Origin of the sequence: Bradyrhizobium macuxiense (assembly GCF_007993935.1) — a bacterium.
Taxonomy (GTDB): domain Bacteria; phylum Pseudomonadota; class Alphaproteobacteria; order Rhizobiales; family Xanthobacteraceae; genus Bradyrhizobium; species Bradyrhizobium macuxiense_A.
This window is the reverse complement of the sequence record NZ_VITY01000007.1, coordinates 122,023-134,168: the sequence shown is the minus strand read 5'-3', so window position 1 is coordinate 134,168 and position 12,146 is coordinate 122,023. Positions and strand designations below refer to the sequence as shown.

General features: G+C 62.1%; 11 protein-coding genes. 2 read left to right on the top strand and 9 right to left on the bottom strand.

Annotated elements, in window-relative coordinates:
- Positions 1-5: 5 nt before the first annotated feature.
- On the bottom strand, positions 6-1,013 hold the full coding sequence (locus FBZ93_RS19705; RefSeq protein WP_146987648.1) for an ABC transporter substrate-binding protein: 1,008 nt from the start codon (positions 1,011-1,013) through the stop codon (positions 6-8).
- Positions 1,014-1,150: 137 nt separating this feature from the next.
- Here FBZ93_RS19705 and FBZ93_RS19700 point away from each other — a divergent pair, with 137 nt between their 5' ends.
- Positions 1,151-2,359, top strand: coding sequence for a zinc-dependent alcohol dehydrogenase (locus tag FBZ93_RS19700; protein ID WP_246667561.1), 1,209 nt, complete (start codon positions 1,151-1,153; stop codon positions 2,357-2,359).
- A 45-nt stretch (positions 2,360-2,404) separates the two neighbouring features.
- Here the strand turns inward: FBZ93_RS19700 and FBZ93_RS19695 are convergent, their stop codons facing one another.
- From FBZ93_RS19695 to FBZ93_RS19660, 8 genes are all read right to left on the bottom strand, one after another.
- Entirely contained in the window at positions 2,405-3,109 is a 705-nt protein-coding gene (locus FBZ93_RS19695) for an ABC transporter ATP-binding protein (RefSeq protein ID WP_146987646.1), read from the bottom strand.
- A gap of 4 nt (positions 3,110-3,113) precedes the next feature.
- Positions 3,114-3,884: an ABC transporter ATP-binding protein gene (locus FBZ93_RS19690; RefSeq protein WP_146987644.1), complete on the bottom strand. Its 771-nt coding sequence runs from the start codon at positions 3,882-3,884 to the stop codon at positions 3,114-3,116.
- Positions 3,881-4,867, bottom strand: coding sequence for a branched-chain amino acid ABC transporter permease (locus FBZ93_RS19685; RefSeq protein WP_146987643.1), 987 nt, complete (start codon positions 4,865-4,867; stop codon positions 3,881-3,883). The genes FBZ93_RS19690 and FBZ93_RS19685 overlap by 4 nt, the downstream gene beginning before the upstream one ends.
- Before the next feature lie 7 nt (positions 4,868-4,874).
- On the bottom strand, positions 4,875-5,759 hold the full coding sequence (locus FBZ93_RS19680) for a branched-chain amino acid ABC transporter permease (RefSeq protein WP_146987641.1): 885 nt from the start codon (positions 5,757-5,759) through the stop codon (positions 4,875-4,877).
- A gap of 53 nt (positions 5,760-5,812) precedes the next feature.
- Entirely contained in the window at positions 5,813-7,066 is a 1,254-nt protein-coding gene (locus FBZ93_RS19675) for an ABC transporter substrate-binding protein (protein ID WP_146987639.1), read from the bottom strand.
- A 67-nt stretch (positions 7,067-7,133) separates the two neighbouring features.
- Positions 7,134-9,524: a xanthine dehydrogenase family protein molybdopterin-binding subunit gene (locus FBZ93_RS19670; protein ID WP_146987637.1), complete on the bottom strand. Its 2,391-nt coding sequence runs from the start codon at positions 9,522-9,524 to the stop codon at positions 7,134-7,136.
- The gene (locus FBZ93_RS19665; protein ID WP_146987635.1) at positions 9,521-10,006 is read right to left on the bottom strand and encodes a (2Fe-2S)-binding protein; all 486 of its coding nucleotides are present in this window, start codon (positions 10,004-10,006) and stop codon (positions 9,521-9,523) included. The genes FBZ93_RS19670 and FBZ93_RS19665 overlap by 4 nt, the downstream gene beginning before the upstream one ends.
- Positions 10,003-10,884: an FAD binding domain-containing protein gene (locus FBZ93_RS19660; RefSeq protein ID WP_146987633.1), complete on the bottom strand. Its 882-nt coding sequence runs from the start codon at positions 10,882-10,884 to the stop codon at positions 10,003-10,005. Before FBZ93_RS19660 ends, FBZ93_RS19665 begins: the two co-directional genes overlap by 4 nt.
- A 168-nt stretch (positions 10,885-11,052) precedes the next feature.
- On the opposite strand from FBZ93_RS19660, the gene FBZ93_RS19655 reads away from it, so the two are divergent.
- Complete coding sequence (locus FBZ93_RS19655) at positions 11,053-12,141, top strand: LLM class flavin-dependent oxidoreductase (RefSeq protein ID WP_146987631.1); 1,089 nt, start codon at positions 11,053-11,055, stop codon at positions 12,139-12,141.
- The last annotated feature ends 5 nt before the right edge of the window (positions 12,142-12,146 follow it).

Sequence of the window (12,146 nt, the reverse complement as noted above, 5' to 3'; positions counted from 1 at the left end):
TTGCCTCAGCGAATCTCGGCGAGATAGCGGTCGACGAAGGCTTTTTGCACGTTTTCCATCTCGCCCCAGTCGACGCTCTTGGCGCGGGCATAGTCGCTGTCGGGGAGGAATTTGCCCTTCACGGACGCCGGCAGTTCGATCGGGCGGGCCGGACGCAGATAGGCATTGGTCCAGATCGCCTGCCCCTTGTCGGACAGGAGATAGTCCATCACCTTCTTGGCCTTCTCCTTGTCGGGCGCGTTCTTCACGAGGCCGACGACATAGGGAAACACTACCGAGCCTTCGCAGGGAATGACGAACTCGAAGTTGCCCTTTTCCGAATATTTCGCGCGATAGGCGTTGAAGTCGTAATCGAACAGGATCGGCATCTCACCGGAGACGACGCGGGCATACGACGTCTGCTTGGGCACGATCGGATCGTTCTTGCGCAGTTCCTTGAAGAAGGTAATCGCCGGATCGAAATTGCTCGGGGAGCCGCCCAGCGCCAGGTTGACGGCAACCGCGCCGACATAGCCGACGGCCGCCGAGGACGGGTCGAGATAGCCGACCATGCCCTTGTAGTCGGGCTTCAGCAGGTCCTTCCAGCAAGCCGGCACCGGCTTCCCGCCGAGCGCGTCCTTGTTGACGAACAGGCCGAGCGTGCCGGAATGGATCGTGGTCCAATAGCCGTCCGGGTCCTTGAGGCCTGCAGGGACCTGATCCCAGTGCGCCGGCTTGTAAGGCTCGAGCGCGTCCTGCGCTTTGGCCTTCATGCCGAAGGTCACGCCGAAATAGCCGATATCGCCGACCGGATTGCTCTTCTCGGCCAAGATCTGGGCCAGTGCCTGGCCGGAGTTCTTGTTGTCATGCGGGATATCGTAGTTGAGGTCCGCCTTGATCGCCTTCAGCATCGAGGCCCAGTCAGCCCATTCCGGCGGGCAATTGTAGCAGATCACGTCGGCTGCCTTGGCGGATTGCCACGGCGCGATCAGTGTCAGCGCCAGCAACGCAAGGACGAGGCGGACGGTCTTCATGGGAGGCTCCGGTCTGGGAGAGGATGCAATCGGGATTTCAACATCAACCGGGGGACCAAGTATAGGCCGCGTATGAACGTTTTGCGACGCGCTTGCTGCCGTGCAGCAAAGCGAGCTCCCCCCATGCCGGCCGTCGGATGCTCGCGGCAGCCGGTCGTTTCGCGTTAGGCTGCCAGGCAAAAGAGGAAGCGCTCATGTATCAGCCGCCCGGCGTCAAGACATCGTCCGACCTTCCCGTCTCCGATCAGATGAAAGCCTGGGTTCTTGGTGACCCCGACCAGATCCACCTTTCCGAGAAGCCGACGCCGGTCCCATCGCGCGCCGAAGTGCTGGTGCGTATCGACGCGGTTGCGATTTGCGCAACCGACCTCGAGATCATCCATGCCGGGTCGCCGGCAAGCATTCAGGGTGGCCTGCCCTTCAACAAGAACTTTACGCCAGGTCACGAGTACATGGGCACGGTTGCCGCACTCGGGCCTGACGTCGACGAATTCAGGATCGGTGAACGGGTCAGCGTCGAAATCCATGCCGGCTGCGGCCAATGCAAACGCTGCCGCCAGGGCATGTACACGTCCTGTCTCAACTATGGAAAGCCCGACAAGGGGCACCGCGCCAACGGCTTTACGACCGATGGCGGGTTCGCCGAATACGCGGTCAACCATATCAACACGCTGACGCGCGTCCCCGATACCATGAGCGACGCGGAAGCGACGCTCGTGGTGACAGCCGGGACATCTATGTACGGCTTGACGGAATTGGGGGGATTGGTGGCCGGCGAGAGCGTCGTGGTGATCGGCCCGGGGCCGATCGGACTGCTCGCAGTTGCTGTGGCCAAGGCGCTTGGCGCAAGCCCGGTCATCCTGACCGGGACGCGCAACAAGCGGCTGGCGATCGGCGGGGAATTGGGGGCCGATCGCGTCATCAACATCAACGATGAAAACGCCGTTGAGGTCGTGAAGCAACTAACAGGTGGGATTGGCGCCGACTATGTCGTCGAATGTGCCGGCACCGAAGCGACACTCAACCAGGCCATTCACATGACCAATCGCGGCGGCAAGATCTGCCTGGCCGCCTTCCCGCACGAGGCCGCGACGCTGGACATCGCGCATCTCGTGCGAAACAACATTTACGCCTACGGCATCCGCGGCGAAGGCCGCAGCGCCACGCATCGCGCGATGGAACTGATGGCGGCGAAGCGTTTCGATGCGACCAAGATCCACACGCATACGTTTCCGCTGGCCGACCTGCCGACGGCGCTCAGATATGCGCGGGATCGTGTCGACGACGCGATCAAGGTCGTGGTGACCAATCGCAAGGCCGACGCGATCGCGCGCGCTGCCGAGTGAGGTCCTTCCGGGGCTGCGCGGAGGAGCGCTGCCTGGAACGCCTGCTCACACCGAGCAGTATCGCTCCTTGATCTCCTCATCTGCCAGCAGCGCTTGCGCCGACGCCTGATGCACCACGGAGCCTTGATCCAGGACATAGGCACGATCGGCGATGCCCAGCGCGAGTTCGACGTTCTGCTCGACCAGCAGAACCGTCGTTCCCTGCGCCTTCATGCTTCGGAACAGCTCGAACATCTCGTCGACCAGGACAGGCATGATGCCCTCCGAAGGCTCATCCAGCATGATCAGGTCGGGCTTTGCGATCATGGCCCGCGCGATCGCCAGCATCTGCTGCTCGCCGCCGGACATCGTCACCGCCTCTTGATCCATGCGCTCGGCCAGCCGCGGGAATATCACGGCGATCTCATCGAGCAGCTCAGCTTCCCGCTTCTTCGCAGGTGACGCGACCAGGCCGAGCCGAAGATTCTCCCGGACCGACAGGCCCTGCACAATGCGACGCTCTTCGGGAACATAGGCCAGGCCCAGCGCGAAGCGCACATGCGCCGGCTGGCGCAGCAGCTCCTCACCCCTGAAGGTGACCGAGCCGCGTGTCCGCCCCATCAAGCCCATGATCGATTTCAGCGTCGTCGTCTTGCCGGCTCCATTGCGGCCGATCAGGCAAACGATCTCGCCTTTGGTCACCTCGAGACCGATGTCTTGCAACGCGTGGCTTGCACCGTACCAGGCATTGAGCTTGCTGACCTGCAGCATCCTGTCAGTGCTCCCTCTGACCGAGATAGACACGCTTCACCGCCTCATTCTGCCGGACCTCCTGCGGCGTGCCCTCAGCAAGCAGCTCTCCATGGTGCAGCACGAGGATGCGGTCGCTGATCCCGAGCACCAGCTTCATCTTGTGCTCGACGAGGATGACCGTGCGCTCCTTTGCGAGCTTCACGATCAGATCCATCATGGTCCGGGTCTCCTCCGGGCTCATGCCGGCCGTGGGCTCATCCAGCAGCAGCAACCGGGGTTGGCTCGCAAGCGCCATGCCGATCTCCAGCGCCCGCTGCTCGCCATGCGCCAACGTCTTGGCGGCGCGTTCTCGGGATTCCCACAGCCCGACCAGAGCCAGCAGCTCGTCAGCCCGCTCGACCAGTCCGGTCAGGCGGGCACGGGGACGCCAGATGTCGTATCGCGACACCAGCGCCTGCAGACCGACACGGATGTTCTCACGCGTCGTGAGCTGCGGAAACACGCTGGTGATCTGAAAGGATTTTGCGATCCCCATGTGAGCAAAGCGATGTTGCGGCAAGCCCGTGACATCCCTGCCCTCGAACTCAACACTGCCCTTCGTCGGCTGAAAGGCGCCGCACAGCAAGTTGAAGTAAGTGCTCTTTCCAGCCCCGTTCGGACCAATGATGGAGGTGATCGCTCCTCTGGAAAACTCGGCCGAGATGTTGTTCAGAGCGACAAACTTCCCGAACGTCTTGCCGACGCCCCTGGTGCGCAGAATGATTTCGCTGACTTGACCCGCTGCGGTCGTCATCGCTTGCCCCGCGCGATCAGCGTGCCCCAGATCCCGGCGGGGAAGAACAGCACGCATGCAATGAAGATGGCGCCAACGATCAGTTGCCAATGAACGGTCCACACGGAGACGATGTTCTCCAGGACCAGGAAGACCGCCGCGCCGACCATCGGCCCGAAGAACGTCCCCATGCCGCCCAGCAGCGCGATCATCACGACCAGGCCCGAGGTCTCGTAGTGCAGGATCTCGATCGGAACGATCGACAGATGCAGAGCCTGCAACGCACCCGCGAGACCACAGAAACCGCCCGACAAGACGAAAGTCAGCAAGCGTGTCAGGGTCACGTCATAGCCCGATGCGCGGGCACGCATCTCGTTCTCCCGCACCGCTTCAATGACGGCACCGAATGGCGATGCGAGAATGCGCGACATCACGAAGAATGCGGCGATCACGAAAGCCGCAATGACGTAGTACCTGATCATTGGATTGATGAAATCGATCCGCAGGCCGAACAGATCGATGGTGCGGACATTGATGCCGCGGAGGCCGTTCTCGCCGCCGGTCAGATCAACCGCCTGATAGAACAGGTAATAGACACATTGCGACAGAGCCATCGTGACCATGGCGAAGTAGATGCCGCGGGTCCTGATCGCGAGCACGCCGATCAACAGCGCCATGAGCAGGCCACCGGCGATCCCGGCCGCAATCGCCGCATACCACGGCCAGCCGAAGTGCACGATCGCGATGCCACAGAGATAGGCACCGGTTCCGAACAGCGCCGCGTGCCCGAACGACAAGAGGCCCAGATAACCAAACACGAGGTTGAACCCGAGGGCGTACAGCCCGTAGATCAGAATGTTCACGGCGAGCGCCGTGAACGGCATCACCAACGGGAAGATTAGGATGACCGCCGCAACAATGCTGGCGCGATGCCGCGTTGCGAACTCGTACCAGCCACCCGTCGTGGCACGAGGCTGTTTGATCGACTGAGTGGTTTCGGTCATGCCGGTCTCAGCTCATCAATCCGGCGCGGCCGAAGAAGCCCTGGGGACGAACAATGAGGACGATCGCCATCAGGGCAAAGATCGAGACCTTAGCCATCTCGGGGGCAAACAGCGAGGTCATGCTGACCACCACACCGACCAGGAGGCCCGCCAATACGGCACCGCCGATCGATCCCATACCTCCAACGACCGTCACCACGAACGCCTCGGCGAGAATCGTGCCGCCCATCTCCGGAATGACGCCCTGGAGGGGAGCCGCCAGCAGGCCGGCGAAGCCCGCAATCGCGGTGCCGATCCCGAACACGATCAACCAGACCCTGGAAACATCGACCCCAAGAACGCGGACGATCTGCGGATCGCGCGCGCCGGCGCGGATAATCAGGCCGAAGCTGGTCTTCTCCAGAAACAGCCACAGCGCCAGCAGGACGACGGCCGTCGCGCCGATCACAAACAGACGGTAGAGTGGGAAATAGCCGACACCGATGTCGACGGCGCCCTGCAGAACCTCGGGCGTATCGAACGGATAGCCGGTCTTGCCAAAGGCAATGCGCACGCATTCGACCATCACGTAGCTCAGCCCGAAGGTCAGCAACAGCGGATAGTCGATGCCGCGGCCGTAAAGCGGCCGGATCAGCACGCGCTCAACGGCAAGGCCGAACAGTCCAATCGCGATCGGCACAGCAACGAGGCAAATCCAGAAATTGCCCCCGATCGAGATCAGATAAAGTCCGACATAGGCGCCGACCATGTAGAAGGCGCCATGGGCGAAGTTGACGACCGTCAGCATCCCGAAGATCAGCGAGAGGCCGATCGCAAACAGCACGTAGATTGCGCCGAGCGCCAACCCGGCAAACAGCTGCAGCGCAATCAGGTCAAAGCTCAGGCCCGCCATTTGTCCCCCTCGGCACGACGCGCACCGCTTTGCAGCGCGCGCCGGCGCATGGCTCAGCTCTTGTGACCGAGCGCCTCGCAGGTGCGCAGGTACTTCTCGTTAGGCTCTTCGGTCGACAGAACCTCGAACACGTCGGACTCGTTCTTCATGTCCTTGGACTTCGACTTGATCACGAGCACCGACTGCACCGACTGGTGATCGCATTTGCGATAGTACTGCGGCCCCTTGTAGTAGTCGTACTTGAGCGATTCCTGTGCAGCGACGACCTTGTCGGTCTCCACGCTGCCGGCTCCCTTGACCGCCTCGAGCACGGTCCGCACGCCACCGTAGCCGAGCGCACCGTAATCGGTCGGCAACTTGCCGTCATACATCTTGCGAAACGCGTCGTTGAACGCCTTGGTCGAGGCAAACTTGTCCTCGATGCCCCAGTAGAACGAGCAGCCGCCGACAACGCCTTCGAATGCCTGGGGGCCTGCCGCGACGCGGCTGGCATGCGAGAGCAGTGGTGCAATGATCTGGATCGATTTCTTGATGCCGAAGTCGGTGGCCTGCTTCAGGGCGATCTGCTGGTCGCGACCGAAATTGCTGATGCAGAGAATGTCGGGCTTCAGCGCCTGGAGGCGCGGCAGCAGGGTCGAGAAGTCAGTCGTCCCGAGCGGATGGCGGATGTCGCCGAGGTTCTCGATGTTGAATTCCTTGCCGACCTCGAGGAAGCCGCGAACCATCTCGTGACCGTAGGCGTAGTCCGCCGTGAGGAACGCAACCTTCTTGCCGAACTTGGCGAAGGCATAGCGGCCGACCGCGCCTGACGTCATGTGCGGGTTCAGCGCTTCGTGGAACGTGTATTTGCTGAAGTCAGCGGCCTCGTTGATGGCGTCGGACTGGCTGATCGAATTGAAGATGACGCCGCGTTCCTTGGTGACGTTGTTGATCGCGAGCTGCACCGCCGCCGACAGACTGCCGACGACAAAATTCACCCTCTCCTTCTCGACGAGCTCCAATGTCCGCGTGGCCGCCTCTCCCGGATTGAGCTTGTCGTCGCGCACGACGAGCTCGGCTTTGCGGCCGTTGAGACCGCCGGCGTCATTGAATTGGGCGACGGCCAGCTGACCGGCCCGTACCTGATCCTGGGCCTCGGCGCCATAGGGACCGGTCAAGGGAACAGGAAAGCCGATCTTGATTGGTGCTTCCTCGGCCTGCAGCAGATTGATGCGAAAAGGCGAGACGGCGAGAGCGGCGCCGGCGCTTGCCGTCGTCAGCAGACGACGCCGCGATATCGATCCGGCTTTGGTGACCTTCTTCGTCATGACTATCCTCCCCAAGAACTGTCTGTTATTTGCTTATCGTCTTGTCTTTGCCCGGGACGTCTCCACCTCAGATTCGTCCCAAGGCCGTCAGGATAACCTGAGGCGTGAGCGGAATCTCGGTAATTGTTGCGCCGAACGGCCGCAGCGCATCATTGACCGCGTTGGCAACCGCGGCTGCCGCGCCGGCCGTGCCCGCCTCGCCCGCCCCTTTGGCTCCCAGCTCCGATTCCAGTGTCGGAGACACCACGTGCCCTATCTCGATGTCGGGCATCTCGCCCGACATCGGGACCAAATAGTCCGCCATATTGGCGTTGGTCAGCTGACCACGCTCGTCGTAGACGCATTTCTCGAACAGCGCCGCGCCGAGTCCCTGCACAACCCCGCCCCGGATCTGCTCGTCGACCAGTTGCGGGTTGATGATGGTGCCGCAATCTTCGACAACCCAATGCTTCAGCAACGTCACGAACCCGGTCTCGGTATCGACCTCAAGCCATGAGGCCTGGACGCCGTTGGTGAACGCAAAGGGATACTGACGCGGTACGAAATGCCGGGTCGCCATCAACTCGGGCTGGATGCCGGGCGGAAGGGTGTCCGGTCGGAAATAGACGATCCGCGCCAGCTCGTTCAGCTCGATCCGCGACACGCCGTCGTCGGCATTGACGATGCGGTTGTCGACGATATCAAGCCCGGCCGGCGTCGATTGCAGAATGGCTGCCGCGACATCCAGAATATTCCGGCGCAAGACCTTGGCTGCCTGCAACGCGGCTTCGCCGCCGATACCAGCGCCGCGCGAGGCCCAGGTGCCGCCGCCATAGGGCGTATTGTCGGTGTCGCCCAGGGTCACCCGGACTCTGTCCATCGAGACGCCAAGCACGCTGCCGACGATCTGGGCCGTCAGCGACTCCGACCCCTGCCCCTGCTCCGTGATGCTGGTCTGGCAGATCACCGAGCCTTGCGCGTCGAGCCGAACCGCAACACCATCCTGCGATGAAATCTTCGCGCCGCCAACGCCGTAAAAGGCGGCACTGGGATTGGTGACCTCGATGAAACTGGCGATTCCGATGCCCCGATAGACGTTTTGGGCTCGCAAGGCCGCCTGCTCGGCGCGCAATGCGTCGTAGTCCATCATCTGAAGCAGCTTGGCCAACGAAGCATGATGCGAAAGCTGCTCGAACTTCATGCCCGAGGGGGATGCACAGGGATAACCATCGTCGGCGATCAGGTTGCGCCGGCGGATCTCGACGGGGTCCATGCCGATCTTGGCTGCGGCCAAATCGACCAGGCCCTCGGTGACCGAACAGGCAATCGGGTGTCCGACCGCCCGGTACTGGCACATCACGTTCTTGTTCTGGAAGACGACGCGCGCCCGCGCCCGGTAGTTCGGCGTGACATATGGCCCGCCGACCAAGTTGACCACCTGATTGGCCTCGATGGCGCTGGTGCGCGGATACATCGAATAGGGACCGATCCCCGTCAGGTCGTCGATCTCGAAGGCCGTGATGGTGCCGTCTGGCCTGACGCCGATCCGCCCCCTGCATCGATGATCGCGGGCGTGAATGTCCGTGTTGAAGCTTTCGATACGGTCAGCCACGAATTTGACCGGCCGGCGCAACAGCTTCGATAGCGCGTATGTCGCCATTTCGTCGGCATAGATGTGAACCTTGATGCCGAACGAGCCCCCAACATCCTTGCAGACCACCCGGACCTGCGCCTCCCTCAATCCGAGATGCAGGGCTGCAATGTTCTGCACCATGTGGGGCGCCTGCGTGCCCTGATAGATCGTCAGCCGCGCCTCGGCCGCATTCCAGTCGGCAACCACTGCACGCGGTTCAAGTGTTACGCCGGTGTGCCGCCCAAATACGAATTCGGCCTCGACGACCTCGGACTCCGACAATGCGTGGTCGACGTCGCCGGCATCGAGTGTCCGTTCAAAGGCAAGATTGTCACCGAGCGAGGCGTGGATGACAGGCGTTGCCGGATCGAGCGCAGTGCGCATATTCGTGACCGCCTCGAGCTCCTCGTAGTCAACGGCAATCTGTTCCATTGCATCTTCGGCCGCCGCACGGCTGGTTGCGACAACCGCCGCGACCGCTTCACCCTGCCAGCAGACCCGATCGACCGCGATCGCGTGCTGCGGCGCCGACTTCAGTCCCTTCAGATGCAACAGCACGCCGACCCACGGCGTGATCACAGCCTCGAGTTCCCGCCCCGTCACGATGGCAATGACGCCGGACATACGTCGCGCCGCGTCGGCATCGATCGCCACGATTCTGGCATGGGCGTACGGCGACCGCAGGAAGACCGCATGCACCATGCGCGGCAATTCCAGATCACTGACGTATTGTCCACGCCCTTGCAGCAACCTGTCGAGGTTCGGCCGCGGCACCGTCTTGCCGATATAGGAATTCGGGCGATCGAGCACCGAAAGCGTGTCTGCCGCCGCGCGGGTCACGGTCATGCCGGCCGCTCCGCGCGCATTCGAGCTGTCGCCTCCACCGCATCCACGATGGCCTGATAGCCGGTGCAGCGGCAATAATTGCCGGAGAGATGCTCGCGGATCGCTTGCCGATCAGGTGCGGGCGAATGCTTCAGCAGATCCTGCGCCGTCATCAGCATCCCCGGCGTGCAGTAGCCGCACTGCAATGCATTGCGTTCGCGAAATGCCGCCTGAAGATCGGCGATTTCACCGCTGTCGGAGATCCCCTCGATTGTCTCGACTGACGCGCCATGCGCCTGGACCGTCAGCATCAGGCAGGAGCGAACGACCTCGCCATCGATCCGAACAGTACAGGCACCACAGACGCCGTGCTCGCAACCGACATGAGTTCCGGTCAGCTTAAGATTTTCCCGGAGAAAGTCAGCGAGGTTGATCCGCGGCAGCACGAAGGCATCGATCGGCTCACCGTTGACCAGCAGCGAGACCGATACCGGAGCACTCACTTGGTCACTCCCGTTGCCAGCTCGGGTCGCGCGAGCAAATCGGCCACGCAGCGCCGGAGCAAGACAGTGGCGAGGTGTCGGCGCATGGCCGCGGTAGCCTGTTGATCCTCCGGCGGGTCGAGCTCGTTGGTCAGCGCTGCCGCAGCTTCCGCCAGCAATCCGCGATTCACGCATGCATTGACCAGCTTGCCGGCGGCGGCTGCCAGCAGAGGCCGATCGCCAACCGCAAAGAAGCCCAACCGAAGATCCGAGAACCGGCCAGCAGCAACAACAGCAAGCGCGGCGAGACCAACGACGGCGTAGTCGCCATGCCGCCGGGCGTATTCCTGAAAAAAGAACGTCGAGCCCTGGCCGGTGACTGGCACCTCGATCGCGACAAGCAATTCGTCCGATGATAGTGCCGTTTCGAAGATTCCTTTGAAAAATTTGGTCGCAGCAATCCGCCGCTCGCCCGTCGGACCGCGAGCAACGATCGTGGCGTCAAGCGCCACGACACAGGCCGGCAGCTCCGACGCAGGATCGGCGTGAGCGAGGCTTCCGCCAATCGTTCCGCGGTTGCGGATCGCGGGATGAGCAACGTGGCTGACGGCATCCCGCAACAGCGGAGCGTGCAGCGCAATCTCCGGCGATCTGAGCAAGTCGACATGCCGGGTCAGCGCGCCAACGACGAGGACGCCTCCCCTCATCGCAATGCCGCGCAACTCGGCGAGGCCACCGATATCGACCACAATCTCCGGGGATAGAAGCCGCAGGTTCATTGCCGGCATCAGGCTCTGGCCGCCCGACAGAACCTTCGCCTTGTCGCCATGCACGGCAAGCAACTCCAGCGCATTCACGACGCTGGTCGCGCGGGCGTAGGCGAAAGCCGCAGCTTTCATGTGGGCGTGGCCTCCCGGCCCAATTTTGGTTTGCCAGATTAGAGGGCCGCCCTGTTCAAAGGTCAAGCTTGTTTATCGAGTGATTATTTGTGCGTCAGGACTTGTCTTCGCCTTGGGAAGGCCGCAGGTTCCTTGCCAACTAAAGTTCAACGCGCAGGGAGGCGGATCATGAAGCTCGGGTTCTTTACGATGCCGATCCATCCTCTCGACAAGGACTGGCGGCAATCGCTGCGGGAGGATCGGGAAGCCTTCCTGCTTGCGGATGAGCTCGGGTTCACGGAAGCGTATGTCGGCGAGCATGTCACCGACAAGGCCGAGAACATCACCTCCAGCATCGCGTTCATTGCCTGGCTCGCAGCGGCAACCAAACAGATCAAGCTTGGAACCGGCACCGTCAACATGCCGAACACCCACCCGGCAGCGGTCGCCGCGTCGATCGCCATGCTCGATCACATGCTTGATGGCCGCTTCATATTTGGAATAAGCCCCGGCGGATTGCTGTCCGACGCGGAGATTTTTGGCAATCTCGACGCTGACCGCAATGCCATGTTCCTCGAGGCAATCAATCAGGTCCTCGACATCTGGGCCGGCATGCCACCCTATGATCTGCAGGGCAAATATTGGAATGTCTCGGTCAGAAAGACTCTGATCGAGGATATCGGCCAGGGAATCGTCGCGCGCCCGTTGCAGGCTCCATACCCGCCGATCGTGGTGACCGCAGTCGCGCCATTTTCAAAAGGCGTCACGGAGGCCGCTGCGCGCGGCTGGGATCCGATCTCGGCAAACTTCCTGATGCCCGCCTGGGTAAGGAGTCACTGGCCCAAATACGTCGAGGGGTGTGAGCGCGTGAACCGAGTAGCCAACCCTGCCAATTGGCGCGTCGCCAAGAGCGTGTTCGTGGCTAAGGACGCCGCAACGGCGAAAGCCTATGCTACGGCGCCCGACAGTCCCTACGTGTACTATTATCACCAGCTATTCACGAAGCTGAAGCGCGGCGGCCGGCTCGAGCTGTTCAAGACACGGCGGGACCAGCCCGATGCGGAGATCACGCTGGAGTCGATTTGCGACAAGCTCATCATCTACGGCACGCCTGAAAGTGTGGCCGACCAATTGCTGGCGTTTCAGGAAGACATCGGCACCTTCGGAACCCTGCTCTATGCCGGCAAGGACTGGAAGGATCGCGAGCTGGGCCGTCAATCGATGATCCTGATGGCCGAGAAGGTCTTGCCGCGGATCAATGCCGCCGGCACCGGCTAATCAAC